This is a genomic window from Arsukibacterium sp., assembly GCF_041616895.1.
Classification (GTDB): Bacteria; Pseudomonadota; Gammaproteobacteria; order Enterobacterales; family Alteromonadaceae; genus Alishewanella.
In genome coordinates this window covers 14,295-30,496 of sequence record NZ_JBFJPY010000015.1, presented here as the reverse complement: position 1 = coordinate 30,496, position 16,202 = coordinate 14,295, and the positions used below count along the sequence as shown (strand labels likewise).

General features: G+C 47.5%; 15 protein-coding genes. 1 reads left to right on the top strand and 14 read right to left on the bottom strand.

Going from position 1 to position 16,202, the window contains the following annotated elements:
* Nucleotides 1-63 precede the first annotated feature (63 nt).
* The 9 genes from msrB to ABY802_RS04500 form a co-directional block, all read right to left on the bottom strand.
* Nucleotides 64-453: a peptide-methionine (R)-S-oxide reductase MsrB gene (gene msrB, locus ABY802_RS04540; RefSeq protein ID WP_372625828.1), complete on the bottom strand. Its 390-nt coding sequence runs from the start codon at nucleotides 451-453 to the stop codon at nucleotides 64-66.
* 238 nt (nucleotides 454-691) lie between these two features.
* Nucleotides 692-1,369 carry a hypothetical protein gene (locus ABY802_RS04535; protein WP_372625827.1) on the bottom strand — a complete coding sequence of 226 codons (678 nt, stop codon included), beginning with the start codon at nucleotides 1,367-1,369 and terminating at the stop codon, nucleotides 692-694.
* 119 nt (nucleotides 1,370-1,488) lie between these two features.
* Nucleotides 1,489-2,010 (bottom strand): hypothetical protein, encoded by a 522-nt coding sequence (locus tag ABY802_RS04530; RefSeq protein WP_372625826.1) that lies wholly within the window; start codon nucleotides 2,008-2,010, stop codon nucleotides 1,489-1,491.
* A 232-nt stretch (nucleotides 2,011-2,242) separates the two neighbouring features.
* A complete protein-coding gene (locus ABY802_RS04525) occupies nucleotides 2,243-3,004 on the bottom strand; it encodes a hypothetical protein (RefSeq protein WP_372625825.1) in 762 nt (253 codons plus the stop codon).
* A gap of 181 nt (nucleotides 3,005-3,185) precedes the next feature.
* The gene (locus tag ABY802_RS04520; RefSeq protein ID WP_372625824.1) at nucleotides 3,186-3,854 is read right to left on the bottom strand and encodes a LiaF domain-containing protein; all 669 of its coding nucleotides are present in this window, start codon (nucleotides 3,852-3,854) and stop codon (nucleotides 3,186-3,188) included.
* Between the two features lie 130 nt (nucleotides 3,855-3,984).
* On the bottom strand, nucleotides 3,985-4,419 hold the full coding sequence (locus tag ABY802_RS04515; protein WP_372625823.1) for a hypothetical protein: 435 nt from the start codon (nucleotides 4,417-4,419) through the stop codon (nucleotides 3,985-3,987).
* A 32-nt stretch (nucleotides 4,420-4,451) separates the two neighbouring features.
* Entirely contained in the window at nucleotides 4,452-5,585 is a 1,134-nt protein-coding gene (locus ABY802_RS04510; RefSeq protein WP_372625822.1) for a serine hydrolase domain-containing protein, read from the bottom strand.
* A gap of 50 nt (nucleotides 5,586-5,635) precedes the next feature.
* Nucleotides 5,636-6,439: an alpha/beta fold hydrolase gene (locus ABY802_RS04505; RefSeq protein ID WP_372625821.1), complete on the bottom strand. Its 804-nt coding sequence runs from the start codon at nucleotides 6,437-6,439 to the stop codon at nucleotides 5,636-5,638.
* A 32-nt stretch (nucleotides 6,440-6,471) separates the two neighbouring features.
* The gene (locus ABY802_RS04500; RefSeq protein ID WP_217669373.1) at nucleotides 6,472-6,735 is read right to left on the bottom strand and encodes a hypothetical protein; all 264 of its coding nucleotides are present in this window, start codon (nucleotides 6,733-6,735) and stop codon (nucleotides 6,472-6,474) included.
* A 101-nt stretch (nucleotides 6,736-6,836) separates the two neighbouring features.
* Between ABY802_RS04500 and ABY802_RS04495 the strand changes: the two genes are divergently transcribed.
* Complete coding sequence (locus tag ABY802_RS04495) at nucleotides 6,837-7,613, top strand: glycerophosphodiester phosphodiesterase (RefSeq protein WP_372625820.1); 777 nt, start codon at nucleotides 6,837-6,839, stop codon at nucleotides 7,611-7,613.
* Here ABY802_RS04495 and ABY802_RS04490 read toward each other — a convergent pair.
* The 5 genes from ABY802_RS04490 to glgB all read right to left on the bottom strand — a co-directional run bounded on the left by ABY802_RS04490 (nucleotide 7,610) and on the right by glgB (nucleotide 16,162).
* Nucleotides 7,610-8,944: an MFS transporter gene (locus tag ABY802_RS04490; protein ID WP_372625819.1), complete on the bottom strand. Its 1,335-nt coding sequence runs from the start codon at nucleotides 8,942-8,944 to the stop codon at nucleotides 7,610-7,612. The genes ABY802_RS04495 and ABY802_RS04490 overlap by 4 nt on opposite strands.
* A gap of 120 nt (nucleotides 8,945-9,064) precedes the next feature.
* Nucleotides 9,065-10,267 carry a formate-dependent phosphoribosylglycinamide formyltransferase gene (gene purT, locus ABY802_RS04485; protein WP_372625817.1) on the bottom strand — a complete coding sequence of 401 codons (1,203 nt, stop codon included), beginning with the start codon at nucleotides 10,265-10,267 and terminating at the stop codon, nucleotides 9,065-9,067.
* The gene (gene gndA, locus ABY802_RS04480; protein WP_372625816.1) at nucleotides 10,264-11,793 is read right to left on the bottom strand and encodes an NADP-dependent phosphogluconate dehydrogenase; all 1,530 of its coding nucleotides are present in this window, start codon (nucleotides 11,791-11,793) and stop codon (nucleotides 10,264-10,266) included. Before gndA ends, purT begins: the two co-directional genes overlap by 4 nt.
* An 83-nt stretch (nucleotides 11,794-11,876) precedes the next feature.
* Nucleotides 11,877-13,970, bottom strand: coding sequence for a glycogen debranching protein GlgX (glgX, locus tag ABY802_RS04475; RefSeq protein WP_372625815.1), 2,094 nt, complete (start codon nucleotides 13,968-13,970; stop codon nucleotides 11,877-11,879).
* A complete protein-coding gene (gene glgB, locus ABY802_RS04470; protein ID WP_372625814.1) occupies nucleotides 13,970-16,162 on the bottom strand; it encodes a 1,4-alpha-glucan branching protein GlgB in 2,193 nt (730 codons plus the stop codon). Before glgB ends, glgX begins: the two co-directional genes overlap by 1 nt.
* Nucleotides 16,163-16,202: the final 40 nt, after the last annotated feature.

Here is a 16,202-nt window from a genome sequence, read left to right as displayed (position 1 = left end):
TTTACGAAAGGCGGCACATTGTAATAGATATTGAAACCTTACCACAACCACAACAGGTCATTTTCAGGCTTTTGTCACATGCTGAAAACTTAAGCTCACTGAATTTACACAAAATCGTTGTCCGGTTGGTGCCGGTCCATCGTCAAAGACATGGCCAAGGTGGGCATCGCAATTGTTGCACAAGATCTCAGTGCGCTGCATACCATGGCTGGTATCAGTAGCATACTTAACCCTGCCCTCCAGCGCTTCTGAAAAACTGGGCCAACCACATCCTGCATCAAATTTGGTGTCAGATGCGAATAACACCGCGCCGCAGCAGATACAATGATAGGTTCCATCAGCAGTGTGATGAAGTAACTTGCCGGTAAAGGGGTATTCAGTGCCTTTTAACCGGGTTACCCGATATTGCTCATCGGTCAAACGTTGTTGCCATTGTTGCTCTGTTAACTTCATATCACCTTCTAGTTTATGCTGGCACTTCACCCTTAATGCCAGTTAACGTTATTCATAGCGTAGCGTTATTGTGGCATTTTGCCTCTAATTTACAACAAAACACCGCTGGTCATAAAATTTGCTGCTGTGCTTAAACAAGCAGTAAACCTGGTGGTTATACTCGACACGTCAAAGCGAAGGATTATGCAAAAGCCACTATTATGGTTCACTCTGGTATTAAAAATATAATTCTGTTACTTCAGAAGCTAAGTAAATCCTGCCGAATAGCCTGCATCAGGCGCTGGCTGCTCTGTTGTAGTTGATTACCAACCTGCTGTAGCTCCTCACCGATGAATTTAACTGCTTGGTAGTCTTTGCTTAGCGTAATAGCCACTAATTTGTTCATCTGCCCGGTAGAAACGACCAACAATGCCTGATACAACTGCTGAATTTCCAGCAAAATCTCGACAACATCATCAGCAGCACTTAGCGTTAGTACCGCAGTCTGTTTATCAAGTGCTTGCAGTTCGGTATTATTGATGCTGCTAACTTGCTGAATTTCTCCGGAAAACCATAAGGTAGCTAATGAGGCAGCAGCAGTGTCCTGCGCCGCTTCAGCGGCCTGATAACGGTTATTAAATTCGGTAAAAAGGGGCAGAAAAACATTCTGGTAATCATTCTGATGCTTAAGATGAAATGCCTCCAGCTCATGCCAGTAGTCTTCATACTGACAGATTTTAAGTTCGTAAACTTTACGGCGACGCTCCAGCTCAAGGTTTAATGAATGTTTCAGTTGCAGGAAACGCTTATTGCTTGTATGTCTGCTAAAACACCAGAGGGCAAACCAAAGTAAATTAATAAGAACGAGAAACCAGATATCGAACTCAGACCAGGCTTCTGTTGGCAGTATAGCCCGCCAGGTAATGTTGGTATCCATTCCTCTCCTTACAACCCAACGCGTAATCTTGTCAGCTTAAAGCTTACCTGATAATGCAAAAGGTAATATCAGGGCGGTTAACCTCTAAACTGACACCGCATTTTCCGCTGCCCAACTCGCTACTGAAATAGTTGTTCAATACTACGTTGATATCGGGTAGACAAGGAATCCAGATTTTGCAGATCAGTAAGCAGCTGTTTAATTTGACTATCCGTGTCAGCCAGCAAATAACTGTAACCACCGCTGGCAGAAGTTAAAATACCCATATTAAGTTGTACGGAGCCATCATCAGAGCGAATAAATACCAGATTGTTGCGAATTTTGAACTTTTCAGCACTGTATTTAAAAAACTGTAATGCGTATTCCAGCTGCTGAAATGAAGTAGGATAACTACTTCGTTTTGCAGGATATTCACTAACTGAGCGACTAAGCTGGTTTTGCTGAGCATACAGGGTGTCAGGCTTGCTACCACTGAACTGAAAATAGAGCCGGCAGAAACCTGGTTTTCTTTGCTCAATAAGCGCAATGCAAGAGGCATTTCGCTCTGAATTAAATTGGATTGTTACTTCAGCGGCAAGCTTAAAAGGAACTAACAACAAGCCAACAACTACCCACACAACTGGCATTTTAATTAAAATCACACCGCGTCCTCCATTACACTACTTTACTTCACGTACATTAATTAAGCATATACGCCCTTCTATTTATAGATGGATTACTCTGGCGATGCAATTGATAAATCAAATTTAACTAATTTAAGCTTGGTAAACAGCATTATGCCAGGCTTAATAATGAAGGTTAGTAACAATAGCACTATAGCAAAAGCTAGCCGGGAACATTCCCTCCCGGATAGGCAATACACCGGTAAGCCGGTTACTGTAATGGTTTTTTTGGATAAAAATGGATACATTCTGAACCAAACGCAGCATCAGCAAACGCCACTCCAGAACAACAGTCTAATCCGTCGCGCCCGACATAGGTGCCCGGACGACATGCACCCGGAAGCAATCGTTTCCATTTTAACCCACGGCTATTCGGACCACCGTTAGATTCATACTCATAGGCACAATGATGTTGCCTTTTTTCTGCATTTTGCTTATCGCGGTTATAGGTAGTCTGGCTAACCTGCAGGCACTGTTCATACTTTGGTGTATCAAGTGCCTGTGCGTGTTCTGCCTCGGCGATTAAGGTGACGCATAACGTGTTATCAGGTTCTTTAATACAATTGACTCTACCATCCAGTTTGCGCTCAATTTGTTGCAGTGCCAGACATTTTGACTGTAATGCGCCTGGTAGTGCGTCTTTTGCACACCACTCCTGATAAAAAGCCGGCGTCAGATCAAAGGTATTCTTCCCCGGTCCAGAACCCCGGTATTGGGTAATTAAACACTCGGTGGCGTTATCATCAAAACAAATTTCACAGGCAGTATTAATTTTACAGGCTACCGGATTGTCATCATCAGAATCCGGGCTGTGAACAAACTTGGTGCCATTTAAACTTCGATGAACCACAACATGGGCATCACAATTTGCCGGGCAAGACCGGCCATCATCGTAAATAGTAAGCTTTGGTGCCGCAATCAGGCTAAAAGGAGTGCTAATTAACAAAACGAAAAACAATACTTTACTGAGCATTAGTGACTCTCCACACGTTACAGAAAAATTGCCCCCACTGGGCTACTCTCCATAACGTGGGCGCGCTTCGGTTAGCACGTTCAACTTCATTTAACTGTTTTGAAAAAATTAGTTAAATATGTACTGATTAAATATTACACAGCGCAGCACAACAAACAAACTCATTCACCACACCGTTTGCTTATGACTTATTTAAACCAAACATGGCACGACATTGGTCAGCAAAGGCCGTAAACTTTTCTTTCATGGTTTTTTTCAGTTTTACATCCAGCGAACCCAGAATAGAATAGCCCTCTACCACAATTTGTGGCGCCTGCCGATCGCCGATACTTGGCGCACCGTTATCAGTGCTACCAATAATATTAAACATATTCGACACTACATTAACCTGCTCAGGTACCAAAATGGTTAAACTGCCAATCCAGTTATTTACCCGGATAACAATGTTCTGATGCTGAAAAACGGCTTCTGAAAAATCAAGCACGACAGAACCTACGACATTGACAACCCGCATTTCAGCGGGAACGAGCCACTGACCGTTTTGCCGATTGGATGACAGAACACAAATAATTTTTTCGTTTCGGGTATCGTTTCCAGCCTGGTAGCGTGGCGTAAAGCTTTGATCGCGTTGCTGCCGATACTGCTTATCTGGATGTAATGATAAGTCGGCAACCACATCAATCAGTTGCTGAACACTCGTAGCGTCAGAAGCAACATCAAGGCGCCGCTCAAAGGCTTCTGCCGATATCACGCCATGACTGTAATTCATAATAAGCTGATCGATAGCCTCTTGTCGTACCTGATCAAAGGGCCGATCCTCAAGTTTTACCCCACTGGTATCAATCGCCATTAATGAATTCCTGTTCAAGCTGTTTTATTGCTAAAACGTTAGCATAGTTTACGTTGGCCGATATCAGTTTTTGGTATCAAAATGTAAATAGAGCATGTTTCTAACCCACTTTGTTACTGCTCCGGTTTTGTTAAACAGCCCTCAGTTGGCGCCAGGCCTGCACCGTACCAATTGCATAGAGCAAGCCAATAATCAGACAAATAGCCGAGCTAACTAACCAGAATGTCAGACTATTGCCGGGAAACAGCGGCATCATAGCGACGAACGCCAGACCACGTAGCAAGAAAATAGCGGAGATCACACAGAGCGCGGTGCGCAGTAATGGTAAACGGCGGATAACCCCGGCTCCCGATAAGGCAAATAGTGCCCAGATCAGCAGTACCGTCACGATGACAGACGTTACGATAGTCGGATGCGGATCGCCCTGCTCTGCCAGCAACGCCATCTGCTCACCTGCACCAAAAAAACGATACCAGTCGCCGCCAAAAACAATACACCCCAGATGAGCCACAGCGGCGATAATGCAACACAGCGCCCCAGCAATAAGAAAACGATTTTTTGACAAAATAAATAAACTCCTTGTTTATTGAAACGACATTACTGCTTAAAAGAACTGAGCACTGCGTCTACTAAGCTATCCCGATACGTTGGAAAAAACTTGCTGTCATTGTTGGTCATAAAAATAATCAGCACTTGCTTGTCCGGATAATAGCGAAAATCAGCAGTGAAGATACCGTTGCTACCTCCGTGGCGCACCACGTTACCGACAGGGCTGGCGGGTTCAACAATCCAGCCATAACCGTAAAACACCCCGTCGCGAGGCGTCATAACATGAGGTGTAAATAATAATGCAACTGACGCTTGGTTAAGAACGGCTTCGCTTTGTAGTGCCTTCAGCCAGCGACTTAGATCGCTCATTGTAGATAAAAAACCGCCATTAGCATGTAAATTCCACCAGGGGCCGTCTTTGGCCCAGTATTGCTCCAATGGCGTGCCCCAGCGCACGCTGCTGCCATCGGCTTTACCACCGAAAAAGCTATCGCGTTTTAGCTCATACCCAGTTGCTATTGGTAAGCCCGACCAGTCAGGGATCCGATAACCTGTATGCAATAATCCAGCTGGTTTTAACAAATGCTGCTGCACATACTGCTCATAGCTCTGGCCGGATACCCGCTCAATGACTAATCCCAGTAAGGCATAGCCAGCATTAGAATATGAAAACTCTGTGCCCGGCGTTGCATCGAGTTTTGAGCTAAACAAGCGCTTGATAAAGGTGTTGCGGCTAACTTTACTGTAATCACCACCAGATAAATTATTTACCAGGCCAGAAGTATGGGTAAGCAGCTGGTGCAAAGTAATGGCTTTTTTGTCATTACCCGCCTCTGAAAAAAACTGGCCCACCGTATCGGTTAACTGCAGTTTTACCTGCTCTTGTAGTTTTAAAATAGCGGCAGCAGTAAATTGTTTGGTGAGAGAACCAATATCAAATACGGTATCGGTAGTAAACGCGCGATTGGCCTCGTAATCAGCTGTGCCAAAAGCATGTCGAAACAGTATCTCACCCGCCTGACTTACCATTACCTGACCGTCAAAACCTTCAGCAACAGCTTGCTGCTGCCAGTGCTGCAATGGTCCGGGTGCAGGTTCAGAACTTAGCGTGGGCATTGCAACTATACTGCAAACACCCAGTAGCATGTAAGGCAGATAGTTTCTTATCTTTTCAAAGTACATTTACCCTCCGTGGCATTCAGAAATCATTTTTTGATTTAATTCGTTAGCGGTTAATCCAATTGCTCAACCAATCGTGTTAACTCTTGCACAACCAATTGCGGCTCATCAAACTGGACATAGTGGCCGCTTTGCTCAGTTAACACAGCCCGCCCTTGTGGAAAAGCTGCAGCCCAGCTGTGCCAATGCTCACCCCAAAGCTTGCGGCCTTGATCAGTAAAAAATAAGTTGGTTGGGTTTTCTACCTTTTTCACTGAAACAATGACTGTAGTTGGCATTGCTTTAATCTGGGGATAATCTGGCAAAGGCCTTTTACTCCAAAAATCCAGATACTGGTTTGACATACCGTCTTTCATATCGTCCAATTTAATCTGGGCTATTTCGAGGTTGCCCTGCTCTAAATTAACAGCTCGCAATATATCAACATCATGCTCAGAAGACGGGTCCAATAAAAGTAAGGCTTTCACTTTTTCAGGGTAAGCAGCGGCAAAGTCCCGTGCCACACTGCCACCATAGGAATGCGCGACCAGAATAACCGGCTCTGCGATATTTAATTTTTTCAGCAACTCACTGGCATGGTCTGCATAATCGCGCGAGGTAAAATGGCGTTTAATCTGGGTTGAATTGCCATTACCAACCCGGGAGTAGCGAATAACTGTTGCCTTCTCTGTTATCTGGCTAAAAACCGGATCCCAATCTGTCATCGCCGATCTGCCACCGGCTTCAAGCAATACGACGTGCTTACCACTACCGGCAATTTCATACTCCAGCTCAAATTCATTAACCTTAATAAACTGAGTAGGTAAGGCGAAAACACTGAAAGAGAGTGTCACCAACAGAAGTGTAAAAAATTTCAAAATAGATCCTTAAAAAACTGCGCTATATTCCGCTAGCCCGGCATTTTCAATAATTGTGCTTTTTCGCGTAGTAGCGTAAACAACTTATACCCGCCCCATAGCATCATGCCACCACCGAATACCAGACAGCTGGTTACCACTGTTGGGTTATTTAATACCGGTAAAAACGCCTCGCCTTCTGGCGTAAAGGTGGCGTATAGCCCTGCAGCAAACAGCAAGGTCCCCGGAACATCAAGAATACCGGCGATGATTAACTCTTTCTCAATAGCTTTAAGCCGTTGTTGTTTATTGTTCATGGCCGGACATCCCGTTATCATCTGCTAATTACAACGCGCTTGATGCTAGTGGATTTTATTCGTAAAGTGAACAACTTGTTTCTAAGTAATGGCGAAATGCAGTGCCCGACTGGACTGAACATTTGAATACTCTGGCCAACCAGCTATGGCGGCTGAGCCCGGCTTGCCGGATAACGGCTGACCCTGGCCGTTTAAAGCTGGTGGCGCATCGTGGTGCTTATATTGCGGGCATTAACAGCCTGGCACCAGAAAATACCCTGGCAGCCTTTGACCGCTGCCTTCAGCACAACATCTGGGGCATTGAACTGGATGTGCGGCTGACTCAGGATGGCGAGCCGGTGGTGCATCATGATCCGGCTTGTGGCCGGCTATTTCAGCGGCCTGATTTACAGATTGCTAACACTACTTTTGCCACACTGCGCCGCGAACTGCCGCAAATACCGCACTTACAGGAAGTGATTGAGCAATATGGCAAGCAACTACACCTGATGATCGAGCTAAAAGTATCCTGGCGTGATTACAAACCATTGCAGCCTCAGCTAACCAGGTTATTAACAGCGCTTGAACCTGCCGAGGATTATCACCTATTGAGCCTTGAACCGGATCACCTGGAAGGGTTTCGACAGCTGCCACCAGCCGCGTTAGTAGATGTGGCCCTTACTAATGTCAGTGACATTCTGCGCCAGAACCAGGCGCTGGGGCATGGCGCGGTGGCGGGCTCTTTTGCGCTGATTGGCAATGCCACGATCCGCCGACTGCAGCTAGCTGGAAAACAAGTGGGCACAGGCCAGATTAACCTGCCCGATATCATGAATCGCGAAGCCGCCCGTGGCGTCGACTGGCTGTTTACCGACAAACCACTGCACTTGCTGGATTAACGCTTATCCTGCCAGCTATCGGCCACGGTACTGCCGCGTGCTTCCTGCACCGGTAAGACTGCGACGATTGCCAGGACAAACAGCAATAAACAGAAAACAATGGCATCGGCCAGACCAAAAGCCCATTGCATCAGTCCTAAACCCAACATACCAAATACTGCTGCCAGCTTGGTTGCCATACCCCAAAACCCGAAAAACTCCGCCGATTTAGCCAGTGGCGTAAACACTCCCACCAGTGCCCGTGCTGCCGACTGCGAAGAACCTAAACTAACGCCCGCCAATACGCCGGCGACTAAAAACACATATTGTGCCTGCCAATTAACCCCAAACCACTGCCGGCACAGCTCGGTTATATATGGGGTTTGCCAGATAGCCAGAATGGCTAGCAACCACAAGCTAAGCGTCATTATGTAAGTAACTTTTGCGCCTATGCGGCTTTGTAGAAAGCCAAAACCAAGCGCACCCAACGCCGCGGTGATTTGCACGGTAACAAACATCAGCACCCGCACCTGCTCATCCCAGCCAATAACCTGGGCACCATAAATAAATGAAAACGCGATAATGATATATACGCCCGCCATCGCGAAAAAAATTGAGACCAATAAGGTACGTAAATCCTGAAATTGATGCAGCGCCTGAGAGGTAACCGTGAGTCGGTTAATCGCCATCCTCAGCAGACTTTGACCCGCAGGCAACTGACGCTTGACGCCCCGTTCGCGCAACCAGACAAAAGTTGGAATGGCCGCCAGTAAAAAGAAGCCTGCCGCAAAAGGCCCTACCCAGCGAATGGTCTGGTAGTTATCTGCCGATACCTCGCCTAAAAATAACAGTGCAAAAGCGGTGGCAATAAGACCGCCAATATACCCCAGGCTCCAACCAAGGCCAGATATCCAGCCTAGCGCTTTACGCGGGCCTAAATCGGTTAAAAAGCTGGCAATAAAGCCCTCACCAATAGCGTAAGCAAAATTTGAAACAATGATCAGCAGCATTGCCGGCCAAAACCAGCCTGGTTCGACAAAATATAATAAGGCCGTCGCTGACACGGTAAGCAGATAGCTAAAAAATAAGTAGCGCTTTCTGCTGACCGAGTAGTCCATCATGGCGCCACATAGCGGGTTTGCCACCACCACCAATAAATAACTGACCGCCAGCGAGATACTCCACAGTAAGTTGCCTAGCCGGTAATCCGGTGCATCCGCAACGATGACCCGGGTGAATAGATCACCAAAAATCACGGTAATGATCAGCAAGGTATACGCCTGATTGGCAAAATCGAACATCGACCAGCCAAATATTTCCCGCTTTGGTGCCAACGGTATCGTGCTATTCATAAAGGCCTGTTTTTAGTCGTTATGCTGCAACGTAATTGCACTCACTGTAGCAGATAAAGATGACTGAATAAAAAAACCACCTGCAGGTGGTTTTTTTAGTTGCGGCTTTAGCATCAGGGCTTATTTCAGCGTAACACTCAGCTGACTGATAACCTTTAACGCTTTGTCGGTAGCCGCTTCTACGGTATCGCTAAGCGCTAAGGCTACGCCCATCCGCCGCTCACCCTGCACTTCCGGCTTGCCAAAAATACGCAGCTCTGTATCTGGCTCACTTAACGCTTTCGCTAAGCCCTGGTACTGAATATCCGCACTGTTGCCGGGAACTAACAGTACCGCAGATGCCGCTGGACCGTATTGTTTAATAACAGGAATAGGCAAACCCAGAATAGCCCTCGCGTGTAATGCAAACTCGCTCAGCTGCTGGGAAATCAGGGTGACCATTCCGGTATCGTGTGGCCGGGGGGACACTTCAGAGAAATACACCGTATCGCCTTTAATAAACAGCTCTACCCCAAATAAACCACGGCCGCCAAGTGCCTCTACCACAGCTTTCGCGTAGCGTTTGGCCTCAGTCAGCGCACTGTCGCTCATCGCTTGTGGCTGCCAGCTCTCCCGGTAATCACCTTTTTCCTGACGATGGCCAATAGGATCGCAGTATTGAATCCCGGTCAGCGAATTAATGGTTAGCAAGGTAATTTCATAATCAAAGTCGATAAAGCCTTCAACAATTACTCTGCCTTTGCCCGCCCGGCCACCTTCCTGAGCATACAGCCAGGCCGCATCGATATCCGACTCGCTGCGAACTACACTCTGGCCTTTGCCGCTGGACGACATAATCGGTTTAACCACACAGGGGTAACCAATAGCGGCAATTGCCTCAATAAAGCTGTCTTTATCACTGGCAAACTGAAATGGCGAAGTTGCCAGCTTTAACTCTTCTGCAGCCAGACGGCGGATCCCTTCCCGGTTCATGGTCAGATTAACCGCTTTAGCGCTGGGTACCACATTAAAGCCGCAATCTTCCAGTTCAATTAACACCGAGGTGGCAATGGCTTCCAATTCAGGCACTATCAGTGCCGGCTTTTCACTGATCACCAACTGGCGCAGTGCTGCGTTATCCAGCATCGACATGACTACCGCTTTATCCGCGACCTGCATTGCCGGTGCATTCGGATAACGGTCTACCGCGATGACTTCACAGCCGTAGCGTTTAAGCTCAATACACAGTTCTTTGCCAAGCTCACCGGCACCTAACAACAACACCTTGGTGCTACTCGCTGTACCCGGCGTACCTATTTTCTCGATATTATGAGTTATCGTCATTTTATTTTCACCATTGGCCGTGTCGGGTTACTCCAGTCTACATGGAACATTTTACCTTTGGCTTTATCGGTGCGCTCGAAAGTATGAGCACCAAAATAATCACGTTGGCCTTGCAGCAAGTTTGCTGGTAATACCGCAGTTCGGTATGAATCGTAATAACTCAGTGCCGAACTTAATGCAGCGACCGGAATACCGGCCAGGGTGGCATTGGCCACTGCTTTGCGCCAATTTTGCTGATAAACCGATATTTGTTTGGCAAAAAACGGGTCAAGCAGCAGGTTCTCCAACTCGTCATTGCGCTCGTAAGCGTCGGTAATCGATTGCAAAAATACCGCCCGGATAATACAACCGGCACGCCATATTTTAGCGATTTCTGCAAAGTTTAGTTGCCAGCCGTGCTCGTCTGCCGCCGTTTTCATTAAATGAAAACCCTGCGCGTACACACAAATTTTGGCGCAGTACAGCGCATCCTGCAGTGCCTGAATTATCTCGTCTTTTTGCTCTGCAGAGATGAGGTTCTGAGCTGGCCCCGCCAGCACAGTAGCGGCTTTAACCCGCTCATGTTTCAGCGCCGACAACGAACGGGCGTAAACGGCTTCAGCAATAGTGGGCGAAGGGCTACCCAGTTGCAGGCTGCTAACCGCAGTCCACAGACCGGTGCCTTTCTGGCCGGCTTTATCCATAATCACATCAACCAGCGGCAAACCGGTTTCTGAGTCTTTGGTAGCAAGCACTTCGGCACTAATGCCAATTAAATAGCTGTTCAGGGGGCCTTCATTCCATTGTTTGAAAACCTCAGCAATGGCAGCGGATGTCATGCCGAGGACATCACGCATAACCTGATACGCTTCACAAATTAACTGCATATCGGCGTACTCTATACCGTTATGCACCATTTTGACATAATGGCCCGACCCACTGGGGCCGATATAGGTCGCACAAGGCTCACCTTCAGTAACCGGGTTGCCAGGCTCAAAACGCTCTATCGGCTTACCGGTCTCAGGGTCTACTTTGGCGGCGATAGCCTGCCACAAAGGCTTAATCCGGGTCCAGGCATATGGGTCGCCACTTGGCATTAAGGAAGGGCCAAAACGGGCACCGACTTCCCCGCCCGAGACTGCAGTAGAGAAGAAAATAAATTTGCCTTCATACTGTTTTTCACGGGCAACCGTATCGGTCCAAAGACTGTTGCCGGTATCAACAATAATATCGTCTGCCTGAATACCGGCATCAATTAACTTGTGACAAATATCATCGACCGGCTTACCGGCAGGAACTGACAGTACAATTAAGTGTGGTGCGGATAAACGTGATAATAATTCGGTATATGAGCTGCAACCGATAACGCGGGCTGGCTTATCGCCACGCTCTGCTTTATCTTGTGCCAGAACCGCTTCCAGTTTCTGATGATCTAAATCGAAGGCGGCTACCCGATAGCCATTATCAGCAAGGTTTAAAATCAGGTTTTTACCCATCACCCCGGCTCCGACAAAACCGATATCACAAAGTGGCGCTGTATCTGTCATCTGACGATCCTTTACGTAATGTTGCTAAGCCAACAACAGGCTCGGAAAATGGCGCGCATTATACGGTATAAGCGCTGATAAACCTATTGCCACACCGATATACTATGTGCACTTTGCAAATAGTCACGATGTAAAGCGGTATTACTGTCCTTAAGTCCATCGTTATGAGCAGTATCAAACACCCGTTGCCAGCCGCCTTCCGCTTTTTCTGTCGGCAACGTCAACTCAATTGACTGCTCAGCACCATTAAACACAAATAATAGTGCTTCGCCAGTTCGACGATTACTAATCCGGAAAATACAGACAGCTCGCAGCGGATCATGCCAGTCGTGCTGTTGCTTTTCAGTGCCATCAGCTAAAAACCAGCATACCTGGTGTTTATCACCATGCAATTGGTATTGATCATCTTGCAATGATAACTGCTGTAAGCAACTGAATTTTCGACGTAGTTGCAGTAGCTGGCAGATAAAATCCTGAAATTTTTGTTGCTGGCCATTCAGCTGCCAGCTCAGCCAGCTTATCGGATTATCCTGACAATAGGCGTTATTATTCCCCCCCTGAGTATGGCTAAGCTCATCGCCACCTAACCAGTGGATCATCCCCTGACTGAGTAACAGAGTCGCGGCCAGATTGCGTTTGTGCTGATAACGTCGGGCCAGAATAACCGGATTGGTCGTGGCGCCCTCTATGCCATGATTACAACTTAAATTATGGCTATGTCCATCGCGGTTTTGCTCACCATTTTGCCAGTTATGCTTATCGCTGTAACTCACCAGATCATCCAGGGTAAAACCATCATGGTAAGTCAGGTAATTTACACTGCAACTGGCGGGTTTATGATGCTTCTGAAAAATATCGCGTGATCCCAGCAGCCGGGTAGCGAATTCTGCTAAGACCCCTTTATCGCCGCGCCAGAACGCCCTAAAGGTATCACGGCACTTGTCATTTAGTTCTGACCAATTGGCTGGGAACTGGCCCAGATGATAGCCAAAAGGCCCGACATCCCATGGCTCGGCAATCAGTTTTGCCTGAGATAATACCGGGTCTTGCGCAACGATCTGAAAAAAGCTGGCATAAGGATTAAAACGTTTATGTTCGCGACCCAGCGTGACCGCTAAATCAAAGCGAAAACCATCAACCTGCATCTCGGTTAACCAATAACGCAGGGCATCCATTACCAGCCGCTGAGTGGCCGGGTTGGCAATATTGAAGGTATTACCGCAGCCGGTAAAGTTACAATAGTTTTGATAATCTACCAGATCAGCGTGGCTGTGAAACAAATAATAATGGCGATCGGCCAGGCCACGAAAACTCAGTACCGGACCGTCATCGCCCGCCTCGGCGCTATGGTTAAACACCACATCAAGGATAACTTCCAAACCATGCTGATGCAGGGTTCGCACCATTTCTTTAAATTCCGCAACCGCATCCTCCCGCTGATAACGTGGATCCGGCGCAAAAAAATTAACCGGGTTATAGCCCCAGTAATTGGTCAGGCCAAGGCCGGTTAACCTGGGTTCTGCCATAAAAGCGGCCACAGGCAACAGTTGGACGCTGGTAATACCAAGCTGCTTTAAATGACGGATGATACTGGCATGACACACCCCAAGATAAGTACCCTTGATGGCATCGGGCACATCGGGATGTTGCATAGTCAGGCCCTTGACGTGCGCCTCGTAAATAACCGTTTTCTCGCGGGCAATATTGGGTTTGCAGCTACCTTGCCAGTCAAAGCCGGTGTCTTGCCGGCTGTAGGCAGCAACGTCCAGCACCCCTTTGGCTAACGCCAGATGGCTTTTTTGTAAATATTGCTCTGCTTGCCAAACCTGAGGGCGATTAAGCTTTCGGCTATAGGGATCAATCAGCACGCGCTCTTTATCAAAGCGCAAGCCAGCACTGCTGTTAAAGGTGCCGTCGGCTTTTAACGCATACAAGGTACCGTCAACAATCCCACTTACCTGCACATGCCAGACACTGCCGGTACGGCCGGTAAACACCAGCTCTGCCAATTGCTCTTCAGTATCAGGTCGATAAAGGCATAGCACCAGCGCAGCAGCATCAGGGGCAAATACCGCGAAATTCCAACAATTGTCGGCCACCAGGCTTGGACCCAAAGGGTAACTGTTGCCATGGCTAATTTGCGCTGACAAGGCGGTATTTTCCAGCTTGGCACTCATTACGCGTCATCCTTTTTTCGTAAATATAAGCAGGCTAAAGGTGGCAGGTTTAACCGGATGGCCTGAGCCTTACCGTGGCACCCTGGTGCTGCCGCAGGCAAATGACTGCCCACTGCGTAATTACCGCCCCAGTAATACTCACTGTCAGTATTGAGCATAACCTCATAATCACCGGCCTGCTCTACACCCAACATAAAATTATCGCGTGGTATTGGGGTAAAATTGGCGACTACATAAATTGCGTTGCCAGCGTTATCCCGGCGGACAAAGCTTAAGGTGCTGTGCTCTGAATCGTTATGTTCGAGCCAGCTGAAGCCGTGTTGCTGGTAGTCCAGCTCGTGTAACGGTTTGCAACGCTGGTAACTGTGGTTAAGGTCACGGTAAAGCTGCTGTACCCCTTTGTGCTTAGGATAGGCAAGCAAATGCCAGTCCAGGCTTTGGTTATGGCTCCACTCCCGGCTTTGCGCCAATTCATTACCCATAAAATTCAGTTTTTTGCCTGGGTGAGCAAACATAAAGGCAATGTAGGCCCGTAAATTGGCCGCTTGCTGCCACTCATCACCTGGCATTTTGTTTATTAAACTGCCTTTGCCGTGCACCACTTCATCGTGAGATAACGGCAAAATAAAGTTTTCGTTATAGGCATACACCATGGAAAAGGTTAAGTCGCTGTGGTGATACTTCCGATAAGACGGATCTTTACTGATATAACGCAGGCTGTCATTCATCCAACCCATATTCCATTTAAAACCAAAACCCAGCCCACCGCTGTCAACCGGCCGCGATACCTGAGGAAAAGAGGTAGACTCTTCAGCAATCGTCATGGCCTGCGGAAATTTGCCGTACACCTCAGTGTTTAACCATTTAAACAAGCTGATGGCTTCATAGTTATGGTTGCCACCGTCAATATTAGGTACCCATTCCCCCTCGTTGCGCGAATAATCCCAATACAACATAGACGCCACTGCATCGACCCGAATGCCATCAATATGAAAATGCTCCAGCCAATAAAGTGCACTGGCGACTAAAAACTGCCTGACATAGTCTTTGCCATAATCATAGATACAGGAATTCCAGTCTGGATGCCACCCGCGGCGGGGATCGGCATATTCATATAAATGGCTGCCATCAAACTTAGCTAAACCATGACCATCTTCCGGAAAATGAGCAGGCACCCAGTCCAGAATAACACCGATACCGGCCTGATGGCAGGCATCAACAAAGGCTTTAAACTGATCAGGAGTACCAAAGCGTGAGGTGGGCGCAAACAAGCCCAGTGGCTGATAGCCCCAGGAACCATCGAACGGGTGCTCCATCACAGGTAACAATTCAAGATGGGTATAACCCATCTCCAGCAAATAGGGAATTAACTGCTCGGCCAGTTCCTGATAATTCAGCGGCTGGTTATCTTCTTTGCGTCGCCAACTGCCAATATGCAGCTCATATATACTGATAGCGCTCTGATAAGGGTCAGCAGCTGGCCGCTCACGCCAGGTTTTATCTTGCCATTGATAGCGGTTATGGTCATATACCAAAGAGGCGTGCGATGGATATTGCTCGGCATAAAACGCCATTGGGTCAGCTTTATGAGGCAATACATTTTCATTTTTATCTTTAATTTCATATTTATAGCGTACACCACTGCCGACCTCAGGCATTACCAACACCCAGTGGCCGCAATCAGTGCGCTCCATTGGATGACAACGGCCATCCCAGCCATTCATATCGCCCACCACACTGACACTGCGGGCATTGGGTGCGTACACGGCAAAACGGGTGGCAGCTAACGCTTTACCATCTGGTTTTAAGCTGATGATCTGGGCACCAAGCTGGCGATACAGGTTTTCAGGTTGGCTATGCACATGATGAACCGCATAAAACGCTTGCTCGCGAAACTGATAAGGATCAACGCAACGATAGGTGCTATGCGCATCGGTTACCTGCAGATAATACGTACCTATTTTTCTTTTGCGAGCCAGTACTAATTCAAACACACCTTTAACATCAGGATGTGCGGTAAGTTTACCGAGGCTTTTATCACTCTTGTACTCAAAAGCTTCTACCGTTAGCGCATGCGGCAAAAAGGTTCGCAGCAGCATGCCAGTGCCTTTGGCACTGTAGCTGTTTGCCTGCCAGCCCAGCACTGAAAAAGGATGGCTACACGTTGCCTGGTTTAATTGCGCTAATGTCATGGTCTATGTCCTTATCTTTTTATTGTTCGCTGCAACACAG